Origin of the sequence: Hydrogenophaga laconesensis, assembly GCF_031457235.1 — a bacterium.
In the GTDB taxonomy this organism is placed as follows: domain Bacteria; phylum Pseudomonadota; class Gammaproteobacteria; order Burkholderiales; family Burkholderiaceae_C; genus Hydrogenophaga; species Hydrogenophaga laconesensis.
The window spans coordinates 210,100-232,511 of sequence record NZ_JAVDWE010000003.1 but is presented as its reverse complement, the minus strand read 5'-3'; the positions used below and the strand labels follow the sequence as shown (position 1 = coordinate 232,511).

The 22,412-nt window shown below is 67.2% G+C and carries 25 protein-coding genes; 10 read left to right on the top strand and 15 right to left on the bottom strand.

Going from position 1 to position 22,412, the window contains the following annotated elements; genetic code table 11:
* The first annotated feature begins 88 nt into the window (after positions 1-88).
* On the top strand, positions 89-1,927 hold the full coding sequence (atzF, locus tag J2X09_RS07795; protein WP_204732310.1) for an allophanate hydrolase: 1,839 nt from the start codon (positions 89-91) through the stop codon (positions 1,925-1,927).
* Between the two features lie 57 nt (positions 1,928-1,984).
* On the opposite strand, the gene J2X09_RS07790 is transcribed toward atzF, so the two are convergent.
* From J2X09_RS07790 to orn, 3 genes are all read right to left on the bottom strand, one after another.
* The gene (locus J2X09_RS07790; protein ID WP_204732311.1) at positions 1,985-3,898 is read right to left on the bottom strand and encodes a DEAD/DEAH box helicase; all 1,914 of its coding nucleotides are present in this window, start codon (positions 3,896-3,898) and stop codon (positions 1,985-1,987) included.
* Between the two features lie 348 nt (positions 3,899-4,246).
* Positions 4,247-5,842, bottom strand: coding sequence for an inorganic phosphate transporter (locus J2X09_RS07785; RefSeq protein WP_204732312.1), 1,596 nt, complete (start codon positions 5,840-5,842; stop codon positions 4,247-4,249).
* 91 nt (positions 5,843-5,933) lie between these two features.
* Positions 5,934-6,539: an oligoribonuclease gene (orn, locus tag J2X09_RS07780; protein WP_374726491.1), complete on the bottom strand. Its 606-nt coding sequence runs from the start codon at positions 6,537-6,539 to the stop codon at positions 5,934-5,936.
* Positions 6,540-6,615: 76 nt separating this feature from the next.
* Between orn and J2X09_RS07775 the strand changes: the two genes are divergently transcribed.
* From J2X09_RS07775 to rsgA, 3 genes are read left to right on the top strand one after another with little or no spacing between them, the layout of a single operon-like run.
* Positions 6,616-7,878, top strand: coding sequence for a M48 family metallopeptidase (locus J2X09_RS07775; RefSeq protein WP_204732314.1), 1,263 nt, complete (start codon positions 6,616-6,618; stop codon positions 7,876-7,878).
* A gap of 12 nt (positions 7,879-7,890) precedes the next feature.
* Positions 7,891-8,211 (top strand): 4a-hydroxytetrahydrobiopterin dehydratase, encoded by a 321-nt coding sequence (locus tag J2X09_RS07770; RefSeq protein ID WP_204732315.1) that lies wholly within the window; start codon positions 7,891-7,893, stop codon positions 8,209-8,211.
* On the top strand, positions 8,211-9,149 hold the full coding sequence (rsgA, locus tag J2X09_RS07765) for a ribosome small subunit-dependent GTPase A (protein WP_204732316.1): 939 nt from the start codon (positions 8,211-8,213) through the stop codon (positions 9,147-9,149). The genes J2X09_RS07770 and rsgA overlap by 1 nt, the downstream gene beginning before the upstream one ends.
* Here rsgA and J2X09_RS07760 read toward each other — a convergent pair.
* The 6 genes from J2X09_RS07760 to rpsP all read right to left on the bottom strand — a co-directional run bounded on the left by J2X09_RS07760 (position 9,146) and on the right by rpsP (position 13,060).
* Positions 9,146-10,078, bottom strand: a complete 933-nt coding sequence (locus tag J2X09_RS07760; RefSeq protein ID WP_204732317.1) for a CobD/CbiB family protein — start codon at positions 10,076-10,078, stop codon at positions 9,146-9,148. The two genes, rsgA and J2X09_RS07760, sit on opposite strands and share 4 nt — an antisense overlap.
* 51 nt (positions 10,079-10,129) lie before the next feature.
* Complete coding sequence (locus tag J2X09_RS07755; protein ID WP_204732318.1) at positions 10,130-10,813, bottom strand: CoA pyrophosphatase; 684 nt, start codon at positions 10,811-10,813, stop codon at positions 10,130-10,132.
* An 86-nt stretch (positions 10,814-10,899) separates the two neighbouring features.
* Positions 10,900-11,256, bottom strand: a complete 357-nt coding sequence (gene rplS, locus J2X09_RS07750; RefSeq protein ID WP_066268749.1) for a 50S ribosomal protein L19 — start codon at positions 11,254-11,256, stop codon at positions 10,900-10,902.
* Between the two features lie 134 nt (positions 11,257-11,390).
* Positions 11,391-12,167, bottom strand: coding sequence for a tRNA (guanosine(37)-N1)-methyltransferase TrmD (trmD, locus tag J2X09_RS07745; protein WP_204732319.1), 777 nt, complete (start codon positions 12,165-12,167; stop codon positions 11,391-11,393).
* Positions 12,168-12,189: 22 nt separating this feature from the next.
* Entirely contained in the window at positions 12,190-12,789 is a 600-nt protein-coding gene (gene rimM / locus J2X09_RS07740; RefSeq protein ID WP_204732320.1) for a ribosome maturation factor RimM, read from the bottom strand.
* A 16-nt stretch (positions 12,790-12,805) separates the two neighbouring features.
* On the bottom strand, positions 12,806-13,060 hold the full coding sequence (rpsP, locus tag J2X09_RS07735) for a 30S ribosomal protein S16 (protein ID WP_204732321.1): 255 nt from the start codon (positions 13,058-13,060) through the stop codon (positions 12,806-12,808).
* 176 nt (positions 13,061-13,236) lie between these two features.
* Here rpsP and J2X09_RS07730 point away from each other — a divergent pair, with 176 nt between their 5' ends.
* On the top strand, positions 13,237-13,767 hold the full coding sequence (locus J2X09_RS07730; protein ID WP_204732322.1) for a GNAT family N-acetyltransferase: 531 nt from the start codon (positions 13,237-13,239) through the stop codon (positions 13,765-13,767).
* Between the two features lie 2 nt (positions 13,768-13,769).
* Positions 13,770-14,222 carry a hypothetical protein gene (locus J2X09_RS07725; RefSeq protein WP_204732323.1) on the top strand — a complete coding sequence of 151 codons (453 nt, stop codon included), beginning with the start codon at positions 13,770-13,772 and terminating at the stop codon, positions 14,220-14,222.
* A 13-nt stretch (positions 14,223-14,235) separates the two neighbouring features.
* Here J2X09_RS07725 and J2X09_RS07720 read toward each other — a convergent pair whose 3' ends face one another.
* From J2X09_RS07720 to J2X09_RS07695, 6 genes are read right to left on the bottom strand one after another with little or no spacing between them, the layout of a single operon-like run.
* On the bottom strand, positions 14,236-15,192 hold the full coding sequence (locus tag J2X09_RS07720; protein ID WP_204732324.1) for an AEC family transporter: 957 nt from the start codon (positions 15,190-15,192) through the stop codon (positions 14,236-14,238).
* Between the two features lie 28 nt (positions 15,193-15,220).
* Positions 15,221-15,766, bottom strand: coding sequence for a DUF3299 domain-containing protein (locus J2X09_RS07715; protein ID WP_204732325.1), 546 nt, complete (start codon positions 15,764-15,766; stop codon positions 15,221-15,223).
* Between the two features lie 34 nt (positions 15,767-15,800).
* Positions 15,801-16,046 (bottom strand): hypothetical protein, encoded by a 246-nt coding sequence (locus J2X09_RS07710; RefSeq protein WP_204732326.1) that lies wholly within the window; start codon positions 16,044-16,046, stop codon positions 15,801-15,803.
* Between the two features lie 5 nt (positions 16,047-16,051).
* The gene (locus tag J2X09_RS07705; RefSeq protein ID WP_204732327.1) at positions 16,052-17,275 is read right to left on the bottom strand and encodes an ABC transporter permease; all 1,224 of its coding nucleotides are present in this window, start codon (positions 17,273-17,275) and stop codon (positions 16,052-16,054) included.
* A complete protein-coding gene (locus tag J2X09_RS07700) occupies positions 17,272-17,931 on the bottom strand; it encodes an ABC transporter ATP-binding protein (protein WP_204732328.1) in 660 nt (219 codons plus the stop codon). Before J2X09_RS07700 ends, J2X09_RS07705 begins: the two co-directional genes overlap by 4 nt.
* The gene (locus tag J2X09_RS07695; protein ID WP_204732329.1) at positions 17,928-18,431 is read right to left on the bottom strand and encodes a Fur family transcriptional regulator; all 504 of its coding nucleotides are present in this window, start codon (positions 18,429-18,431) and stop codon (positions 17,928-17,930) included. Before J2X09_RS07695 ends, J2X09_RS07700 begins: the two co-directional genes overlap by 4 nt.
* A gap of 85 nt (positions 18,432-18,516) precedes the next feature.
* Between J2X09_RS07695 and J2X09_RS07690 the strand changes: the two genes are divergently transcribed.
* Genes J2X09_RS07690 through J2X09_RS07675 form a run of 4 tightly spaced genes read left to right on the top strand, consistent with a single transcriptional unit; the run spans position 18,517 to position 22,410 of the window.
* Positions 18,517-19,305 carry a metal ABC transporter ATP-binding protein gene (locus J2X09_RS07690; protein ID WP_310307914.1) on the top strand — a complete coding sequence of 263 codons (789 nt, stop codon included), beginning with the start codon at positions 18,517-18,519 and terminating at the stop codon, positions 19,303-19,305.
* A complete protein-coding gene (locus J2X09_RS07685; protein ID WP_204732330.1) occupies positions 19,302-20,165 on the top strand; it encodes a metal ABC transporter permease in 864 nt (287 codons plus the stop codon). Before J2X09_RS07690 ends, J2X09_RS07685 begins: the two co-directional genes overlap by 4 nt.
* A gap of 10 nt (positions 20,166-20,175) precedes the next feature.
* Positions 20,176-21,153 (top strand): metal ABC transporter substrate-binding protein, encoded by a 978-nt coding sequence (locus J2X09_RS07680; RefSeq protein WP_204732331.1) that lies wholly within the window; start codon positions 20,176-20,178, stop codon positions 21,151-21,153.
* Positions 21,154-21,162: 9 nt separating this feature from the next.
* Entirely contained in the window at positions 21,163-22,410 is a 1,248-nt protein-coding gene (locus J2X09_RS07675; RefSeq protein WP_204732332.1) for a GTP-binding protein, read from the top strand.
* Positions 22,411-22,412: the final 2 nt, after the last annotated feature.

The window sequence follows — 22,412 nt, the reverse complement described above, 5'->3', positions numbered from 1 at the left end:
GGCGGAGCCGGACCCTTGATGCCTCTGGTCGGCGTTGTTTCACGCGTTGCGTATCGACCTTCAAACGAATTCCAAGGAGCTTTCTCTCATGTCACTGAGCCAACTGTCTTTCGATATCGCCAGCCTGCAGGCCGCCTACCGCAACGGCGTCACTGTGCGCGAGGTGATTGCCGAGGCGCGGCGCCGCTGCCTGGCCGACACGCACCATGCGCACATCCGTGTGCTCAGCACGGACGAGCTCGAACCCTTCGTCGCCCGACTGGACGGCGTGGACCCGGCGAGCCTGGCGCTGTTCGGTGTGCCGTTCGCGATCAAGGACAACATCGACCTCGCCCACATTCCGACCACCGCCGGCTGCCCCGATTTCGCATTCACCCCTGTGGAGAGCGCCTTTGTCGTGCGCCAGCTGCTCGCGGCCGGCGCGGTGCCGGTGAGCAAGACCAACCTCGACCAGTTCGCCACCGGCCTCAACGGCACGCGCTCGCCCTTTGGCGCGTGCCGCAACGCGATCAACCCGGACTTCATCTCGGGCGGCTCCAGCTCGGGCTCGGGCGTGGCCGTGGCGCTCGGCCATGTGAGCTTCGCACTGGGCACCGATACCGCGGGGTCGGGCCGCGTGCCCGCGTCGTTCAATGGGCTGGTCGGCCTCAAGCCAACGCTGGGCCTGCTCTCGGCCTCGGGCGTGCTGCCGGCCTGCCGCTCGGTGGAAACGCCCTCCATCCTCGCGCTCACCGCCGCCGATGCACAGGCCGTGCTGGGTGTGGCCGCCGCGTTCGACGAAGCCGACGCCTACAGCAGGCCCGCGCAACCCCTGGGCGTGGACTTCTCCGACGGCCCATTCCGCTTCGGTGTACCGCGCGAGGAAGACCTCGAATTCTTCGGCAACGGTGCGGCGGCCGCACTGTTCGCCGACGCGGTGAAGCGGCTGGAATCGCTGGGCGGCACGGCCGTCACCATCGACCTCTCGCCCTTCCTGGAAGCCGCGAAGCTGCTGTACGAAGGCCCCTGGGTGGCCGAGCGCTACGTGGCCATCCAGGCGTTCATCGACGCGCACCCGCAAGCCGTGTTCCCACCGGTGCGCACCATCATCGAGGGCGGCCGGAGCAAGAGCGCCGCCGATGCCTTCGCGGGCGCATACCGGCTCAAGGCGCTGCGCCGCGTCTGCGACCGCGTGTGGGACGCCGTGGACTGCATGCTCACGCCCACCGCCGGCACCATCTACCGCATCGAGGAGATGGAGGCCGACCCGATCCGCCTCAACTCCCACCTCGGCCGCTACACCAACTTCGTGAACCTGCTGGACCACAGCGCGGTGGCCGTGCCGGCCGGTGTGCTCGCCAGCGGCGACGCCGATGGCCTGCCGTGGGGCGTGACACTGGGCGCCCCTGCGCACAAAGACCTCGCCCTGCTTCGGCTGGCCGACCGCTTCCACCGCGCCACGGGCGGCACGCTCGGTGCGACCACGGTCGATGTGGAATCCACCCCCGCCTGCACGGGTTTGCCGGGTGGCGAGATCGGCACCAGCGGCACAGGCACCGTGCGCGTGGCGGTGTGCGGCGCACATCTCACGGGGTTGCCGCTCAACCACCAGCTGACATCGCGCGGTGCGCGCCTCGTCGGCAGCCCGACGTCCGCGCCCGAGTACCGCTTCTACGCCCTCGCGGGAGGGCCGGTGCAGCGACCAGGCATGGTGCGCGTGCCCGAAGGCGGCGCGGCCATCGCGATGGAAGTGTGGGAAGTGCCAGCCCCCTTGTTCGGCAGCTTCGTGGCGGGTATTCCCGCACCGCTGGGCATTGGCAAGGTGAAGCTGGACGATGGCAGCGAAGTGCCGGGCTTCATCTGCGAGGGGATCGGCATCGGGGGTGCGACCGACATCACGCGCTTCGGCGGCTGGCGCGCGTGGCTGGCGGCCGGCGCACCGCGCTGAGGCACAGGCAAAAAAAAGCCAGACCGGGGTCTGGCTTCTTTCGTCTGGCCGAGAGGCTCAGCGTGGGGTGCGGCGGGCCATCGGGCGGGCCGGACCGCCTTCGTTGCGGCGCGGTGCGAAGTCACCGCGCATGGCGCCGCGCTCGGCGTTGCCACGGTCGCTGAAGCCGCCACGGTCGCCAAAGCTCTTGTCACTGCGACCGAAGCTGGCGAAGCCGCCGGGCTTGCCGCCGCGTGCGGGCGCGCCACGGTCACCGAAGCCACGGCTGGCGGGGCGGGTGTCCTGGCGGTAGCCGCCCTGGTCGGCGCGGTGGTCGAAGCGGTTGTCGTGGCGAGGCTGCGGTTCGGCACGGCCTTCGAAGCGCGGATCGAAGCGCTGGTCGGTGCGGCCTTGCGGTGCGCGCGGTGCGTCGAAGCGGTCGTTCGGGCGGCCTTCTGCACGGCCTTCGAAACGCGGGCCGCGCGGTGCCGCGCCACGGCGGTCGTTGAAACCGCTGCGGTCGGCGTAGCGGTCGTTGCCACCGCCAAAACGGTCGCCACCACGGCCACCCGGGCGGCCACGGCCACCAAATTCGGGCTGCGGTGCGCGCTGGCGCGGCTCGAGGCCGGGCACGGTCTCGACGCCGATGCGCTGGCGCGTGTAGGCCTCGATGTCACCGATCTTGCGGCGGTCGCGGAACTCGGCGAAGGTCACGGCCAGGCCATCGCGGCCGGCACGACCGGTGCGGCCGATGCGGTGCGTGTAGTCCTCGGCTTTCATCGGCAGACCGAAGTTGAAAACGTGGGTGATGGTGGGCACGTCGATGCCACGCGCGGCCACGTCGGTGGCGACGAGGAACTGCGTCTGGCCGTTGCGCAGCGCCATCAGGCGGCGGTTGCGCATGCCCTGGTTCAGCGCGCCGTGCAGCGCCACGGCGGCAAAGCCGGCCTGCTGCAGGTCGTTGGCCAGGCCGTCGCACTCGATCTGCGTGCTGCAGAACACCACGGCCTGGTTGATGCTGGTGTCGCGCAGCCAGTGGTCGAGCAGCTTGCGCTTGTGGTCGGCGTTGTCGGCCCAGAACAGCACCTGCTTGATGTTGGCGTGCTGCTCCTGCGGCGTGTCGATCTGCACCTTCTGCACATGCTTGCCGTTCTCGTGCATCACGCGCATGGCGAGCTGCTGGATGCGCGGCGCGAAGGTGGCGCTGAACATCATGGTCTGGCGGCGCTGGCTGGTCAGGTCGTTGACTTCGGCGAGGTCATCGGAGAAGCCGAGGTCGAGCATGCGGTCGGCCTCGTCGACGACGAGGAACTGCACCTGATCGAGCTTGAGCTGCTGCGAGCGCTGCAGGTCGAGCAGGCGGCCCGGTGTGGCGACGACGAGGTCAGCGTTCTGCAGGCGCGCGATCTGCAGCTGGTAAGGCATGCCGCCCACCACGTTGGCGATGCGCAGGCCGCGGCAGTGACGAACCAGGTCGATGGCGTCGTTGGCCACCTGCTGCGCCAGCTCGCGCGTGGGACACAGGATGAGCGCGCCGGGCGTGGCTGCCTTGAAGTGGCGCGGGTCGGTGGGGTTCTTGCGCTTGGGTGCCTTGGGCGGTGCCTCGCCGCGCGCCAGGGCGTCGGCAGCGGCGCGCTCGCGGTCGGCGCGTTCCTTCGCGTCGGCTTCGGCGCGTTGTTGCAGCAGGGTGTGCAGCACGGGCAGCAGGAAGGCAGCGGTCTTGCCGCTGCCAGTCTGGCTGGAGACCATCATGTCGGCAAATCGCTGCACGCCCTCGGCCAGCATGGCCTTGGGGATCACATTGTTCTGCACGGTGGTGGGCTGCACATAGCCGAGATCGGCACAGGCCTGCACCAGCTCGGGCGCGAGGCCCAGCAGCTCGAAGCCGTTGGGGCCTGCGGGCTCCGTCGCCACGGGGGTGTTGTCCGCTTCGGTGTCGGCAGACAGGGTTTCGGGCGAGAAATCGCCGCGTTCTTCAAAAGAGTCGCTCATGTTCGTCCATGCGCCGCAAAGGGCGCAATTGATCGAAGCAAACGCTGGAAAGGACGGCCGGCCTGAAAAGGCGGCAGCTCCTGGGGCGTCAGATCCGTTCGTGGTTACAAAACATCAACCATCAAACGATCGACGCGCCATGGGTCACAGAAAGAAGCGTGACACCGGGAGCGAGGGCTCCATCCGCTGAGGTGGGGGTGTCCTGTCGGACACCGCACCAACCGCTTGTTCGGGGAGCCGGTGTGTGAGGCAGATGCACAAATCATCGCAGTTGCCTGCGAAGCCAGAGATTATGGCACAGATTGAGGGAAAACCCCTAATCTTTACCTCGACCCGAGTCGTTGTCGCTCAGTCGAGCACCGCGCGCACGACATAGAAGAGCAGCGCCGCCAGCACGGCCGTGGCGGGCACGGTGACGATCCAGGCCGCCACGATGCGCATGACCACGGAGCGCTTGACGATCTCCTTCTTGTAGGCCTTCTTGAACGCCTTCTGCTCCTTCTTCGCGAACACGGCCTCGTCGGCCGCCAGCACGGCCTCGCGCTGCTTGGCGCGTTGTTTCATGTCGGCCAGCATGCGCTTCTTCTCGGACACTTCAGCGGCTTCGAAACGGCTCAGGTAGGCCTCGACGACATCGCGGTCGGCACCCTGGTGGCCAGCGCGCACGACCCGTTCCATCTTGGCGTAATTGACCTTGAGCAACTCCCGCAGGAAACCGACACCGAAGACCGCACCGATGGAGATGTGCGTCGTGGAGACCGGCATGCCGAGCTGCGACGCCACGATGACGGTCAGTGTGGCCGACATGGCAATGGCGTACGCGCGCATGTTGTCGAGTTCGGTGATCTCCTTGCCCACGGTGCGGATCAGCCGTGCACCGTAAAGCGCCAGACCCACGGCGAGACCCAGCGCGCCCAGCACCATGATCCACATCGGCGTACCGGCCTTGGTGGCGATGGCGCCCTCCTTCACGGCTTCGTAGATGGCGGCCAGCGGTCCGATGGCGTTGGCCACATCGTTGGCACCGTGCGCAAAGCTCAGCAGCGCGGCCGAGCAGACCAGGGGCCAGGTGAACAGGCGATTCACGCCATTCTTGGTGTTGTCCTGGCGCCGGGCATGGGCGGCTATCGGTTTGCGGGCCAGCGCCCAGACCACGACCGCCATCGCACCGCCGGCCAGCACGGCCGTCAACACACCCACCTGCACCAGTTGCCCCAGGCCCTTGAGCAACATGTACGTGGTGTAAGCCCAGACCATCGCACCGATCAGGATGGGCACGACGCGGCTGGCGGCATCGATCATGTCGCTGCGGTAGGTCACGCTGCGCTTGATGATGTAGAGGAAGGCCGCCGCCATGGCACCACCGGCCAGCGGCGAGATGACCCAGCTGATCACGATCTGGACGATGGTCTCCCAGTTCACCAGCCCCCAGCCACCGGCGGCGATCCCGGAGCCCATCACGGCACCGATGATCGAGTGGGTGGTGGACACCGGTGCACCAAGCGCCGTCGCCAGGTTGAGCCAGAGGGCGCCGGCCAGCAGGGCCGCGAACATCACCCAGGCAAACAGCGCAGGGTCGTTGATGACACCCGGGTCGATGATCCCGCCCTTGATGGTGCCGACCACATCGCCGCCGGCCACGATGGCACCGAGCGCTTCGAACACGGCGGCCACCACGATGGCCCAGCCCATGGTCATGGCGCCGGAACCCACTGCTGGCCCCATGTTGTTGGCCACATCGTTGGCGCCGATGTTCATGGCCATGTAGGCACCCACCGCCGCAGCGACGATGAGGAGCCACATGGCCGAGGTGGTGAGGCTGGCGGTGGACGCCCCCGTGAGCGACGCGTACAGGCCGACGATCAGCAGGAACAACACCGCGGCGCCGAGCTGGAAGGCTTCCAGATGTCTGGCAACAAATCGGGAACGGGATTTTTTTGTCATTGAAATCTCACGTGAATGTCATGATTTTGACATTTGCAAGTTCGTGCCTGAACCGGCGCACAGGCGCCCTGTCTCCGCGACGAGCAGCGCCTCAGCGCAGGAAATGCGTCCGGTAGTGCTCGAGTTCGTCGATGGACTCGTGCACGTCGGCCAGCGCGGTGTGCTTCTGGTGCTTCTTGAACGATTCGTAGACCTCGGGACGCCAGCGCTTGGCCAGCTCCTTCAGGGTGCTCACGTCCAGGCAGCGGTAGTGGAAATAGGCTTCCAGTTTCGGCATGTACTTCACCATGAAGCGGCGGTCCTGGCTGATGGTGTTGCCGCACATCGGCGAACCGTTCTTCGGTACGTACTGCCCGATGAAGGCCAGCAGCGTCGCCTCGGCCTCCTCCTCGCTCACCGTGCTGGCCTTGACCTTGTCGATCAGGCCGCTGCGGCCGTGCGTGCCTTTGTTCCAGGCGTCCATGGCATTGAGCACGGCGTCGCTCTGGTGCACCACGATGACCGGTCCCTCGATGCGGGGTGTGAGCTGGGGGCCGGTGATCACGACCGCGATTTCCAGCAGGCGCTCTTTTTCCGGGTCAAGACCGCTCATCTCGCAATCGATCCACACCAGGTTCTGGTCGCTTTTGGCAAGGGTCGGGATCTCGGTGGCGGCGGCGCCCGCCAGGGCGTTGGTGGCAGAAGTCATGGCCGGCATTCTCGCCGATCCGAGGCCCCGGGCGGCGCGGCCCCACGGCGCGCGCGGAAGCCGGTCTTCGATAGACTCCTGCCCCATGGACACCGCTTCGTTCGCCTTCACCGCCGTCTTCTGCGCCCTGCTGCTGCTGGGCCTGGTCGTGCGCACCGTGCTCGCCAGCCGTCAGATCCGCCACGTGGCGCGCCACCGCGCCGCCGTTCCTGCGGCCTTCAGCGACACCATCACCGTCTCCGCCCACCAGAAGGCGGCCGACTACACCATCACCAAGGCGCGCTTCGGCCTGCTGGAAACCGCCATCGACGCCGCCCTGCTGCTGGGCTGGACCCTGCTGGGGGGGCTGGACTGGCTCAACCAGCTGCTGCTGGACGCCCTGGGTGGCGGCATGGTGCAGCAACTCGCGCTGCTCGCGGCCTTCGTGGTCATCGGTGGCCTCATCACCCTGCCGCTGGGCTGGTACGCGACCTTCCGCATCGAGGAGCGCTTCGGCTTCAACAAGATGACGATGTCGCTCTGGCTGGCCGACCTGGCCAAGGGCACGCTGGTCGGCGCACTCATCGGGTTGCCCATCGCCGCGGTGGTGCTGTGGCTCATGAGCGCGGCGGGCCCCAGCTGGTGGCTGTGGGCCTGGGGCGTGTGGATGGCGTTCAACCTGCTGGCCCTGGTGCTCTACCCCACCGTGATCGCGCCCCTTTTCAACAAGTTCGAGCCGCTGTCCGACGAGACGCTGAAAGCGCGCGTGAACGCCCTCATGCAGCGCTGCGGCTTCGCCGCCAAAGGCCTGTTCGTGATGGATGGCAGCAAGCGCAGCGCACATGCCAACGCCTACTTCACCGGCTTCGGCGCGGCCAAGCGCGTGGTGTTCTTCGACACCCTGCTCAAGCAGCTGAGCCCCGAAGAAATCGACGCCGTGCTGGCGCACGAGCTCGGCCACTACAAACGCCGGCACATCCTCAAGCGCATCGTGCTGATGTTCGCGCTGAGCCTGGCCGGCTTCGCGCTGCTGGGCTGGGTGTCGAGCCAGGCCTGGTTCTTCAGTGGTCTGGGCGTGACGCCGTCCATGGACACGCCCAACGACGCACTGGCCCTGCTGCTCTTCATGATGGTGGTGCCGCTGTTCACCTACTTCCTTTCGCCACTGATGGCACAGCTCTCGCGCAAGCACGAGTTCGAGGCCGATGCCTACGCCGTCGCCCACACCAACGGGAACGACCTCGCCAGTGCGCTGCTCAAGCTGTACAAGGACAACGCCAGCACGCTCACGCCCGACCCGCTGTACGCGCGCTTCTACTACTCACACCCGCCGGCCAGCGAACGACTCGCGCGCCTGCAAACCGCCTGAGGCGAATCCACCATGAACCCGATCCACCACAACCGCCGCGCCCTCTCCGCCACCGAGATCGTGACCCAGCTGACCCAGATCAATGGCGATGCCGCCCAGGGATGGAAGCTGATCGACGGCGCATTGGAAAAGACCTACAGCTTCGCCAACTTCCATGAAACGATGGCGTTCGTGAACGCGCTGGCCTGGATCGCGCACCGCGAGGACCACCACCCCGACCTGACCCTGGGCTACAGCCGCTGCACCGTGCGCTTCAACACGCACGACGTGAGCGGCATGTCGGTCAGCGACTTCCACTGCGCAGCCGCGGTGGATGCCCTGCAGAAGGCTTGATGGCCGATCTGCAGACCGGACTGGTGGTGGCCTCGCATGGCCGCCACTGCCTCGTCGAGAGTCCCGATGGCCAGCGCCGGATCTGCCATCCGCGCGGCAAGAAGAACGCCGTGGTCGTGGGCGACCAGGTGCGATGGCAGGTCACGGGCGACGAAGGCAGCATCGAGCGTGTGGACCAAAGGCGCAACCTGTTCTACCGGCAGGACGAGATGCGCACCAAATCGTTCGCGGCCAACCTTGATCAGGTGCTGGTGCTGGTCGCGGCCGATCCCGAGTTCTCCGAGAGCCAGCTGGCGCGCGCGCTGATCGCCGCGCAGGCCGAAGGCATTGATGCGCTGATCGTGCTCAACAAGAGCGACCTGCAACCCGCGTTCGACCGCGCCTGGGCACGGCTGGAGCCCTATCGCCGCATGGGTTGCCAGGTGTTGCCACTGCGCCTCAAATCGGCCGACGGCTCGGAAGGTGGACTGGATGTCCTGCGTCAACACCTCGACGACAAGCGCACGCTGGTGCTCGGACCGTCTGGTGTGGGCAAGAGCACGCTGGTGAACAGGCTGGTGCCCGAGGCACGTGCCCAGACCGGTGAAATCTCGCGCGCCCTCAACTCGGGCAAACACACCACCACCAGCACCACCTGGTACTGGGTGGATACCGAACGGCACACGGCGCTGATCGATTCACCGGGTTTCCAGGAGTTCGGACTGAACCACATCGAAGCCATGCAACTGGCGCACCTGATGCCCGACCTGAACGCCACGCTGGGCGACTGCCGCTTCTACAACTGCACCCACCTGCACGAGCCGGGCTGCGGCGTGGTGGCGCATGTGCAGACCGGTGATCCCGATCAACCCGCAACCGACCCGCTGGCGATCAGCGAGAACCGCTACCGTCTCTACCGCGAGTTTTTTGCGGAGCTGTCGGACAAGCGGCGGTACTAGAGCCCTGCCAGAGTCAGCAAGGCCAGCAGCAGCATCCACAGCACGACGGCCCGCCATACGAGTCCCACCACGCTGCCCATATGCGCCAGTTGCGGATCGGGACGGGCACCGGGGTCGCCCTCATCTTCCTCCAGCGTGAGAGGGTCCGCACGTGGCGTGAGGCGCACATTCAAGGCCCCGGAGGTGGCGGCCAGCACCACGCCGTCGCTGCCGGGCGCGAAACGTTCGGCATCGCCGCGCCAGCTGGCGACAGCCTCCTCGAAGTTGCCCACCACCGCGAAGCCGAGCGCGGTCAGGCGTGCTGGCACATGGTCGACCCAGCGCCATGCGGTGGCCGCAGCGTGCTGCAGGGCGGGGCTGGGCGTGCCGTCCGGCCGTGCCCGCCAGTTGCGCGAGAGATACTCGGCCAGCCGGTAGAAGACGGCACCCGATGGACCGAGACCAATGGCCCAGAACACCACGAAACACACCAGCACACCGAACACATGCCGATGTGCCGCCAGCACCGAGTGCTCGATCACCTGGCGCAGCAACTCGGTGCGGGGCAGGCTGGAGGCATCCACGCGCAGCCAGCGGGCCAGCTTCTCCCGCGCGGAGGCATCGTCACCGGCATCGAGCGCCTGACGGATTTCGCTGAAATGGTGGCTGAACTGGCGAAAGCCCAGCGTCACATAAAGGATGCCCACGGTCCAGGCAAACGCCAGCACCGAGCTGAATTGCCAGAGCGCCCAGTACACCGCGCCGGCCACGGCCGCTGGCACGCCCACGGCGAGCACCCAGGCGACCCAGCCGTGTGAGGACTGGCCGGCATCGAGGTTGCGACGCACGGTGCGCGCCCAGCCGCGCAGGCCGGCATGCACAGGGTTGTCAAAAGCAAGCGGACGCGCCTGCTCCAGCAGCAGGGCAATGAGGATGGCGAAAAAACTCATGGCGCCATCATAGTGGCGCACCCTGCGTGGACCAAAAAACGCACCGTGCTGTCAGGCACTCAGCATGCGGTAGAAATTGCGCAGCATGCCCGCAGTGGCACCCCAGATGAAGCGCTCTCGGTCGCCATCGAGGTAGGGCATGGAGTACCACTGGCGAACGACACCCTCGAACTCGTGCGCGTGCCGACGGTGGTGCAAGGGGTTCATGAGGTAGGCCAGTGGCACCTCGAACACATCGTCGACTTCGTCCGGATTGGGCACCAGGTCAAAGCCCGGCTGCACCAGGCCCACCACGGGCGTGACGATGAAAGAAGTGCCGGTGACATAGACCGGCAAGGTACCCAGCACCTCCACCCGCTCGGGCGCGAGCCCGATTTCCTCCTGCGCTTCGCGCAAGGCGGCGGCCGTGGCATCCGCATCTTCAGGATCGAGCTTGCCACCCGGCAGGGCGATCTGCCCGGAATGCGTGGACAGGTGGGCCGTGCGCTGGGTGAGGATCAACGTGAGCTCGTCGCGCATGACCAGTGGCAGCAGCACCGCGGCCTCGGCCGGCGGCCGGTCAACGAACTTGCGTTCGCGATGCAGTTCGGGGGTCCACAGGGGCGGACGGGCGAACAGTTCGCGCAGGCCATCGGCCGTGAGGCGCTGCGCCTGCGCGGGTTGCAGCATCTCATCGGCCTCGTCCGCCACGATGGGCGCCAGGCGGGGATCGAACGCGGGAAGCACTTGTGTCATTGGAAGGCGAGCATAGGCCAGACACAAAAAAGCCGCTCCAGGGGAGCGGCTTTTCAGGGCTGACGGCCGGGTTGGCCGTGAGGCGCTCAAGCGCCCAGCTTTTCCTTGATGCGAGCCGACTTGCCGCTGCGTTCGCGCAGGTAGTACAGCTTGGCGCGGCGCACGGCACCACGGCGCTTGACTTCGATCTTGGCGATCAACGGGCTGTACAGGGGGAACGTGCGTTCCACGCCTTCGCCGTTGGAGATCTTGCGCACGATGAAGCTGGAGTTCAGGCCACGGTTGCGGCGGGCAACGACCACGCCTTCGTATGCCTGCACGCGCTTGCGGGTGCCTTCGATCACGTTCACGCTGACGATCACGGTGTCGCCAGGGGCGAACGGCGGGATCACTTTGCCGAGGCGAGCAATTTCTTCCTGCTCAAGGGTCTGGATGAGGTTCATGATTTCCTGTTTTGTCGATCATGACCGCGCTGCACTAAAGGCCGCGAATCCGGCAGGGGCCCCTGTCCATACCCTTGCGGGGCTGCGGGCTGGCCCGGTCGCGGCGGCCGGTCAGAGGATCGAAAAGCCTTGGATTATAGCAAGCCTTTGGAACGCAGGAAAGCCTGGTCCGCGGCGTCGAGCAGTCCCCGATCCTTGGCAAGGGCCAGCAGGTCGGGACGGCGGCTGGCGGTGATCGCCAGACTCTGCTCACGGCGGTAGCGGGCAATGCGCTCGTGGTGACCGCCCAGCAGCACCTCCGGCACCGGCATCGGCCCTTCGGGGCCCTGCCAGACTTCGGGGCGGGTGTGATGGGGGCTGTCGAGCAGTCCATCCAGTGCCGGGTTGAAGCTGTCCTGCTGGTGGCTGCCCTCGTCCGTCAGCACCCCGGGCTGAAGACGGGCAACGGCGTCAAGCAGGGCCATCGCGGGAATCTCGCCCCCGGAAAGAACAAAATCGCCCAGGCTGAGCTGCTGGTCCACGCAGCTGTCGATGAAGCGCTGATCGATGCCCTCGTAGCGTCCGCACACCAGCACCGCGCCCTGGCCCCGGGACCAGTCCTCCACACCTTTGTGGTTCAGTGGCGCGCCAATCGGAGAAAACAGGACGACAGGCGCCCGCGCACCGTCGGGTTCGGCCCGGGCCGCACGAATGGCCTGCAGGCACTGCCACAGGGGCTCGGCCATCATGACCATGCCCGGTCCGCCACCAAACGGCCGATCGTCCACGCGGCGGTAGTTGCCTTCGGCGAAATCGCGCGGGTTCCACAGGTGCACCGCCACCTGGCCGGATTCGAAGGCACGGCGGTTGATGCCATGCCGCAGGAACGGCTCGAACAGCTCGGGAAACAGTGTGATGACGTCGAAGCGCATGGCGGTGTGGCCGGCGCAGGCGTCAGTAGTCCGGCTGCCAGTCGGCGGTGATGCGGCGCTGTGCCTTGTCGACATCGTCGATATAGGCCGCCACAAAGGGAATCATGCGCTCCGCCGTCTGCTCGGCACCCTCCACCGTGTGGAGGTACTCCAGCACCAGCACGGAAGTCGGTCCGGTGGGCATGAGGTCGCGCACCACGCCGAGGTGCACGCCTTCGCGGTTGAACACCTCCAGGCCGATCAGGTCGACCCAGTAGTACTCACCTTCGGGGGTTTCAGGGAAGGCGCTGCGCGGCAGGCAGATGCGCACACCCTTCAGGGCTTCGGCTGCGTTGCGGTCGTTCACGCCCTCCAGCCGGGCAACCAGCCCATCGGTGTGGGCCTTGATCTCGCCGACTTCCACACTGACACAACCAGAGAACGCAGAAAAGCCGCGCGCGAAGCGGGCTTCGGGCGGCTGGAGGAACCACTGGGAGGAGGCCAGCAGCGCCGAGGTATCGGCGCTGTGGGGCAGGATGCGAACCCAGCCCTTGATGCCCCACGCGTCCTGTATGCGGCCCAGCTCGACGGCATCGCCGGGCAGGGACGACGCCTGGAAGGCGCCGGACGCGGGTTTGTTCACCTGAGCAGGAACGGGATCAGGCCGAGGCCTTGGCGGCGTTCTGCTTGACCAGGCGGGAAACCGTCTCGGACGGCGTGGCGCCGACGCTGGTCCAGTAGGTGAGGCGGTCCACGGCGATGCGCAGGGACTCTTCGCCACCACGGGCCAGGGGGTTGTAGAAACCGATGCGCTCGATGAAGCGGCCATCGCGGCGGTTGCGCTTGTCGGCAACCACGATGCTGTAGAACGGACGGGCCTTGGCACCGCCGCGGGAGAGTCGAATGACGACCATGATTTATCCTTCGGGTGGAGAGGTACCAACATCGGTACTTCACTGGATCTTGCGACCCGCTTATCTGCAGCGCCTGAGACACACGACTGACCACCCGGCCAGCGAAACGCCACAAAACCCGCGATTATAGCCCGTTCGCTGGTTTTGCCAGCCACCCCATCCGAGTCCCGAATTCCATGCCCCTGATCCGCCCCAGCCGCGAAGAAGACCTCGACGCGATCACCCGCATCTACGGCCACCATGTGCTGCACGGCACTGGCACCTTCGAAACCACGCCACCCACCCTCGCCGAGATGACGGCCCGCCGCGCCGATGTGCTGGGCAAGGGCCTGCCCTGGCTGGTGGCCGAAGACGGCGACCAGGTGCTCGGCTACGCCTATGGCAACTGGTTCAAGCCCCGTCCGGCCTACCGCTTTTCGGTGGAAGACTCGATCTACATGGACCCGGCCGCCCACCGGCAGGGCCTGGGCCGTGCCCTGCTGGCCGAGCTGCTGGCGGCGCTGGAGCGCGCCGGCACACGCAAGGTGATGGCGGTGATCGGCGATTCGTCGAATGCCGGCTCCATCGGTGTGCATCGTGCGCTGGGCTTCGAACCGGTGGGTGTGGTGCAGTCGTGCGGCTGGAAGTTCGGACGCTGGCTCGACATCGTGCTGATGCAGAAGACCCTGGGGGCTGGCGACAGCACGCCGCCGAACGAGGGCGTCTGACGATGGCGCGCAAGAACAAGACGCTGGCGGTCTGGCTGGCGCTGCTGGGCGGCGCCCTCGGTCTGCACCGTTTCTACCTGCGTGGCCTGGGCGACTGGATAGGCTGGCTGCACCCGATTCCTGCCGCACTGGGTCTCTGGGGTGTGGACCGCGTGCTGCTCTACGGGCAGGACGACAAGCTGTCCTGGGTGCTGATTCCGTTGCTGGGCGCAACGATCTCCGCCAGCTGCCTGATGGCCATCGTCTACGCCCTGACCGACCGCGAAAAATGGAACCGGCAGTTCAACCCCGATCTGCCGGCGGACTCATCGCCGGGTGGAACGAACTGGCTGACCATCGGCGCCCTGGTGGCCGCGCTGCTGGTGGGCACCATCGCCCTGATGGGCAGTCTGGCGTTTGGGTTCCAGCGTTACTTCGAGTACCAGGTCGAGGAAGGCCGCAAGATCAGCCAGTGAGGCATCACCCTGCTCAGTTGAGCCAGGACATGAATGTCATGGCGAAGCTCAGCGTGACCAGAGCGAGCGCGGTCGACAGGCCCATGGCGGCGGTGGTGACCTGTTCAGCCACCTCATAGCGTTGGGCAAACAGGAACACGTTCGCACCCACCGGCAGGGCGGCGGCCACCACCAGCACCGTGAGCGGCAGGCCGGTAATGCCCAGGGCCCACGCGCTCAGCCCCACCATCACCGGCAGGAACACGTTCTTGGATGCGCTCACCCACAGTGCCTGCCGCAGGTAGCCCCGCATGGGCGTGAGTGCGAGCGTCACGCCGACCAGCACCAGCGCGATCGGGCCGAAGGCACTGCCCAGCAATTGCAGGGGCTTGTCGATCACGCTCGGCAGTTCGAGCCCGGTCTGGGCGAACAGCAGCCCGCTGATGATGGGCAGGGGGATGGGATGGATCAGCGCACCCTTGAAGGCCGACCAGGCGGTCTCCAGCACATGCGGGGTTCGCTCGCCGCCCAGTCGGGCCTCGCGGGCGACCGCCAGCTCGAGCACGATGGAACCCAGCGTGAGCATGATGAGGGCATGCACCGACACCACGGTGAGCAGCGTCACCAGGCCGGCCTTGCCATAGGCCAGCTCCACCAGGGTGATGCCCAGCATCACCATGTTGGAGAACGTGCCTGCCAGGGCCATCACCACGCTGCCCCGGTTGAAACCACGCCAGACGATGGACACGGCCAGCAGCGTGAGCGCGGCCAGGAAGTACGCGCCCACCGGACGCCAGTCCAGTTCCTCGAAATGCACCGAACTCATGGTGCGGAACAGCAGCGCGGGGATGAGGAGGAGAAAGACGAGGTTGGAGAGATCCTTGACGGCTTCGTCGCGGATCCAGTGCATGCGCCCGGCCAGGTAGCCGAGCCCGATCAGCAGAAAGACCGGAGTGAGAGAAGCGACGACGGGGTGGGCAGCGATGTTCACCCGGCGATGGTATCGCCACGCACGAAGCTCAATCGACGCCGACGGCCCCCGTGATGCGGTAGTACAGGCCGTAAGGGTCGTTCTGCAGCACGTGGAAGGTGCCCTCGACCACCACCGCTTCCAGCTTGTACTTGACCGGTTTGCTGGCCCGCACCTCGACCATGCTTTCCGGCCCGCCGGGTGTGCAGAAGCCACAGGTCAATGGCACCGATGCCAGGAGGAAGTGGCGCTGATTCTCCCCAGGCTCCAGCGGCATCATGAAGCCCTGCAGGCGCAGCTTCTTCTGGTTCAGCTCGGCCACGGGCGCCGGGTACACCGGCACGATGCGTTTCTTCTCGACCTTCGTGGTGACATCGGTGAGCGTCGACCAGGCCACCACGTCGTCCCTTCTGGCGAGCGGCGCGAAAGGGCTGAGCGGGCTGTGCACGCCCGCGCCCTGCCCGTGCGGCAGGCCTGCGGGCTGGGTGGGCGAGGTGCCCGGCGGCACCGGCGAACTCAGGCTCTGTGCACCAGCGTTGCAGGACAACACTGCGCCCAGCGCGATCAGCGCAGCACGGCGGGAGGCTGGGGACATGGGGGGCATCGGGGGACTCGTCCGGGTAAGGTGGTCAGTGCACGTGGCGCATGCCGCAGTATTTTCCAATGGCCAGACCCTTGCAGGCCACGGCAAGTTCCTGCATGCACACCTTTTCGCCCTTGCCCGCCTCCAGGCACTTGGCCGCGCCTTCATGCGCGGCGGCCATGGCGCGGTGGCGGGCAACATCTTCCTTGGTCTCCTTGTCGGAGTGCTGAGCCAGCGCCGCGGTGGACAGCAGCGCGGCAGCAAACAGGAACAGGAACGGTTTTTTCTTCATGGCATTTACCTCGAATCCAGGAGTTGAGTGACATCGACACGGTAGGCGCCGATGGCGGGCAGAAGCGCCGCCACCACCGCCACCCCAAAGGCCAGCACCGGCACCCAGGCTTCGCCCGGAACCCACTGCCAGCCGGAGATGGCCAGCGACTGCCGGGCCATCAACATTTCGCCCATGAGGGCCACCACGCCGTGCGCGGCCAGCAGGCCGAGCACACAGGCCAGCACGGCGAGCCACAGGGCCTCGCACAGCAGCAGCGTGGCCACGCGCGAGGGTGCGGCACCCAGCATGCGCAGCATGGCCAGATCGGCCCGCCGCTCGCGCACCGCGTTCCACAGCGCAATGAAAACCGACAGCCCGGCCACCACCAGCAGCACAGAGGCCAGTGCACGCAACACCTGCGTGCCCACACCCACCATGCTCATCAGTCGTGTGATCTCCACCGCCGGCGCGGCAGCCTGCAATGACGTGGTCTGGTTGATGAAGCGCGGGAAGCTCACCGCTGCCAGGGGCGTGCGGTAGCGCACCAGCGCGAGCGTGATCTCGCGCTCCTCCGCCAGGGCCTCGTTCAGTTCGGCGCGTTCGGCCTCGCTCATGTTCGCGGCGGCGTGCATGTCGTCGTGCACCCGCCAGACCGACTCCGTCGCCGTCAGCACCAGCCGGTCGAGCACGCAGCCGCAAGGTGCGAGCAGGCCAGTGACGGTGTAGGGCGTCTCGCCATGCGCGCTGCCACCCACACCCAGCCCGTGCGCGCCCTCGAAAGCCTGGCCCGGCTTGAGCCCCGTGCGCGCCGCCACCTGCGCACCCAGCACCGCTTCGAGCGGCGCATTCCACAGCGCCCCCTGGACCAGCCGGGCGCCATAGTGGGCCGGGTAGTCGTGTGTGGTGCCGACGATGCGGAATCCGTTGAGGTTGTCGCCCAGACTCAGCGGGATCAACTGGGCGACCTGCGGGTGTTGCGCCAGCGCCTGTGCCTCGGCGAGCGGAATGTTCCCTGGGGGCACATCGAGATGGAAGACGCCCGCGAGGATGAGCTGCATCGGACTGCCCTTGGCGCCCACCACCACGTCAATGCCGGCCAGGTCACGCTCGAAAGCGCGGTCAACCTGGTCGCGCGCGATCAGCACGAAGGCCAGGGAAGCCAGGCCCAGCACGAGCAACAGCAGGTTGAGTGCCGTGGCCAGCGGGCGCGACCAGAGGTAGCGCCAGGAGAGGGACAACACGTTCATGCCACGTGCTCCGGCCCGGCAGGCGAAAAGGTCAGCACTTGCGCCTGCGGCAGCGCCTCGCGCACCCGGGCGTCGTGCGTCGCGATGACCAGCGTGGCATCAACCGCGCGCGCGGTCTGGCGCAACAGGGTCAGCGATGTCATGCAGGCGTCGTCGTCCAGGCTGGCGGTGGGCTCGTCGGCCAGGATGACGCGCGGCCGCAGCAACACCGCTCGGGCGAGCGCCACCCGCTGTGCCTGTCCACCGGAGAGCTGCGATGGCCTCCGCGCAGCGAGGGCACCGAGATCGAGCGCCTCCAGCGCGCGGACGATGGCGACCCGGTCCACCGCCAGGCCTGCCGCGAAATGCGCCAGCGCCAGGTTGTCGGTGACCGTGAGCGCTTCGCTCAGATGCAGTTTCTGCGGCAGAAAGCCGATGTGCCTCGCACGCCATGCATCCCGCAGGTGCCCCGCCAACGAGCCCAACGACTGACCCGCCACCACGATCTCGCCCGCCGTGGGCGTGAGCAGACCGGCGGCCAGCGCGAGCCAGGTCGACTTGCCACTGCCGGAAGGCCCACGCAGCAGCAGCGTGTCACCCTGCGTCAACGACACATCGGTCATGTCCAGCGACGCGCCACCTCTGTAGGCATAGCGCAGTCCACGGGACTCGATCACAAAACCCCCTCGACGCAACCGGCGCAGGTGCCATGCACCGATACATCCACACGTTCGCCGTGATGCCCCAGCCGCGCAAGTGTGTCCAGCAGGCTTTGCGCCATGGCGCGCGTGGGCGCGCTCGCCTCGGGGAGCGCAAAGGCACGGTGACAGGCATCGCACTCGAAGCGCGGCACCGCGCCCTCTTCCCCCGGCTCGGGCGCGGCAGGCGCCAGGCTGAAGCGCCAGGTGCGGGCCTGGTCATCCGTATGACGTTGCAGCACACCGCAGACCGCCAGCCGGTCCAGCAGGCGATACAGCGTGACGCGGTTGATGTCCAGGCCGCGGTTGTTCAGGGCATGGAGGGCCTGCGCATGCGTCAGCCCGCCCGCGGGCTGGGCGAGAAACAGGCCGATCACGGCACGCGTGGCCAGGGTGCGCCGCAGGCCTGCCGCTTCCAGTCGGGTCTGAACGTGGGGCGGTACGGCAACAACGGTGTCTCTGCGGGTGGTGGACGGCATGGCGCTCCTCACTTTCTTAATGCAACACAGTTGCGTTAATATCGCGCTATCGCAATACAGTTGCAATATCTTAGTCCCAAAGCCCGTGTCACACCGCACCAACGCCCTTCAGGCAGACAGCGCCATCAACCTGCACGATCTGACACTGGGATACGCCCGGCACCCGGCGGTGCACCACCTGTCGATCACGATAGCCGCCGGCACACTGATGGCCGTGGTTGGTCCCAACGGGGCAGGCAAGTCCACGCTGATCAAGGCCCTGGCGGGCGGCATACAGCCGATGGGCGGCCGGATCGAGGGGCTTGAACGCCAACGCGTCGCCGGGTTGCCCCAGCAGCCCGATATCGATCGCAGCTTCCCCATCAACGTGCGCGACATGGTGATGCAGGGTCTGTGGCACGAGGTGCGCGCCCTCGGGCGCTACACCGCGGCACACCGCGAGGCCTGTCACATGGCGCTGGCAGAGGTGGGCTTGCTGGGCTTCGAGAAGCGCGGCATCGACTCCCTCTCGGGAGGGCAGTGGCAGCGCGTCCTGTTTGCCCGCCTGATCCTGCAGAACGCGCCCGTGATGCTGCTGGATGAACCGTTCTCCGCCGTCGACCAGCGCACCACGGAAGATCTGGTGGGCCTGCTGCATCGGTGGCACGCGTGTGGCAAGACCGTGGTGGCCGTGCTGCACGACCTCGCACTGGTGCGCGCGCATTTCCCCCAGACGCTGCTGCTGGCGCGCGAGCCCATCGCCTGGGGAGCCACCGGCGACGTGCTCACACCCGCCAACTGGCAGCGCGCGCTGCTCATGCATGAACCCTTCGACAAGGAGGCGCCGTTGTGTGACCGCTCCCCCAGCCAGCCCATGGCGGGAGCCATGGCATGAGCGACCTCTGGCTGGCGCCGTTTCTCGAGTTCGGCTTCATGCAGCGCGCGCTGCTCGGCTGCATGGCGCTGGCGCTCAGTGCGGCGCCGGTGGGCGTTTTCCTGATGCTGCGGCGCATGAGCCTCATGGGCGATGCGATGGCCCATGCGATCCTGCCCGGCGCGGCGCTCGGCTATCTCGTCGCGGGGCTTTCGCTGGGCGCCATGACAGCGGGTGGCATTGCCGCCGGGCTGGCCGTGGCGGTGGGCTCGGGCTGGGTGGCACGCCACACGGTCCTCAAAGAGGACACAAGTCTCGCTGCGTTCTACCTGCTCTCGCTCGCGCTGGGGGTGCTGATCGTGTCCGTCCGCGGCAACAGCGTGGACCTGCTGCACGTGCTGTTCGGCACCGTGCTCGCACTGGACGACGCGGCGCTGCTTCTGCTGGCAGGAATCATGGGCACGACGCTGGTCTCACTGGTGGTGCTGTACCGCCCCCTGGTGCTCGAGTGCCTGGACCCGGGCTTCCTGCGCGGCCGCAGCCGCTGGAGCCCGGCGGCCCACTACGGCTTCATGGGCCTGCTTGTCATCAACCTCGTGGCCGGCTTTCACGCCCTGGGCACCCTGATGGCCGTGGGCGTGATGGTGTTGCCCGCTGCCACCGCGCGCTTCTGGGTGCGCCGCATCGGACCACTGCTCGCGCTGTCCGTTGCCCTGGCCCTCGCGGCCGGCGCCAGCGGCCTGCTGATCTCGTACCACACCGGCTGGCCGACCAGTCCCGTCATCGTGCTCGGTCTGGGCGCGATGTACCTGTTCTCGCTGCTGTTCGCGCCGCAAGGCCTGCGACGCCGGCATCCACCGCATTCCCATTTCAACGCCTGAAGGAGTTCCCATGCCTGTCCACACCCGCCCTCCCCTGCCATCCCGTGTCCACCGCATCCTGGCAGTGGCATCGCTCGCCGTCGGCCTGTGCGTGGCCGCACCAGCGTCGCAGGCGCAAGCGCAGGCACCGCTGAAAGCCGTGGCCAGTTTCAGCATCCTGGGCGATCTGGTCCGCCAGGTCGGTGGCGAGCGCGTGGGCGTGGACGTGCTGGTCGGCCCGGGCGGCGATGCCCATGTGTTCCAGCCCTCGCCAGCGCAGGCGCGGCTGGTGGCGCAGGCGAACGTGGTGTTCTCCAATGGACTGGGTTTCGAAGGGTGGATGAGCCGACTGCTCAAGACGGCCGGCTACAAGGGCGAGCAGGTCGTGGTCAGCAAGGGAGTTCGCGCCCTGAAGGAAGCCGAAGGCCATGACCATGACGAGCCGCGGGGCCACAAGCAAGGCGCGCACGCGCACGGTGGGTCCGACCCGCATGCCTGGCAGAGCGTGAGCAACACCAAGGTCTTTGTCCGGAACATCGCCCAGGGCCTGTGCCGCGCGGACCCCGGTGGCTGCAACATCTATGAAGACAACGCCACACGCTATGTGGCAAAGCTGGATGCGCTCGACGGCGAGATTCGCGCGGCATGGTCGCCGATACCTGTGGCGCAACGCAAGGTGATCACGTCGCACGATGCCTTCGGGTACTACGCACGTGACCACGGCGTGAAATTCCTGGCACCGCAGGGCGTGAGCACCGAGAGCGAAGCCTCGGCCAGAGGCGTGGCGCAACTGGTGCGGCAGATCCGCCAGGAAAAGATCAAGGCGCTGTTCGTGGAGAGCATTTCCGATCCCCGCCTGATCGAGCAGATCGGGCGCGAGACCGGCGTGAAACCCTCGGGCGCCTTGTATTCGGACTCGCTCTCCGCGCCCGGCGGTGAAGCCGCCACCTACCTCGACATGATGCGGTTCAACACGCGCGCCCTGACCAGCGCGGTGCGCGGCCAGTAAAGGCCGGCCATGGAGAACTCGAATCGACAACCCCACGACGGACGTCTGCCGGTCACGGTCCTGTCGGGCTTTCTGGGTGCGGGCAAGACCACGTTGCTCAACCACATCCTCGCCAACCGTGAGAGTCTGCGGGTGGCGGTCATCGTCAACGACATGAGCGAAGTCAACGTGGACGCCCCGCTGGTGCGGCGTAGCGCTGAAAACGCGGGCGCTGCACTCTCCCGCACCGAGGAGAAGCTGGTCGAAATGAGCAACGGATGCATCTGCTGCACCCTGCGCGAGGACCTGCTGCTGGAGGTCCGACGCCTCGCGTCTGAAGGCCGCTTCGACGCGTTGCTGATCGAGTCCACGGGCATCGGCGAACCCATGCCCGTGGCCGCCACCTTCGACTTCGAGGACGAAAACGGCGATTCGCTCAACGACGTCGCCCGCATCGACACCATGGTGACGGTGGTGGACGCCTTCAACCTGCTGGCGGATCACGGCAGCACCGACCTGCTGTCGCAGCGCGGGGAGGTCGCGGCGGAGGGCGACGAGCGCACGCTCGCCGCGTTGCTGACCGACCAGATCGAGTTCGCCGACGTGGTGGTGATCAACAAGCTCGACAAGGTCGACGCGGCCCGGCGCGATGAAGTCACCGCCGTGGTCAAGGCCCTCAACCCGGTGGCCGACGTCGTGTTCGCCGAACATGGCAGGGTGCCTCTTGACCGTGTGCTGGGCACCGGCCGGTTCGACCTGGAGCGCGCCAGCGCCATGGCAGGCTGGGCGCGCGAACTCGAGGGCGAGCACACCCCGGAGACGCAGGCCCATGGCATCACCAGCTTCGTCTTGCGCAGCACCGAGCCCCTGCATCCCTGGCGGTTCTCCCGTTTCATGGACATGCCCCTGCCAGGCCTCCTGCGTGCCAAGGGCTGCGTGTGGCTGGCGAGCCGCCCCGACTGGGTGGTCAGCTACTCGCGGGCCGGCAACACCGCCACCCACGAACCCGTGGGCCGCTGGTGGGCGAGCGCGCCACGCGAACGCTGGCCAGCCACCGGGAGCCCGCAGCGGCTCGCCATCGAGCAGCGCTGGCAGGAGCCACACGGCGACCGTCTCAACGAGGTAGTGTTCATCGGCCGTCACATGGACCGGACGGAAATCGAACGCGCCTGGAAAAACGCGCACCTGAACTTCACGGAAACCCGCAAGGGACGCACGGCCTGGGCCTCACTGCCCGACCCCTTCCCGACCTGGGAAGCCGTGCCCGAAACCGCCTGACC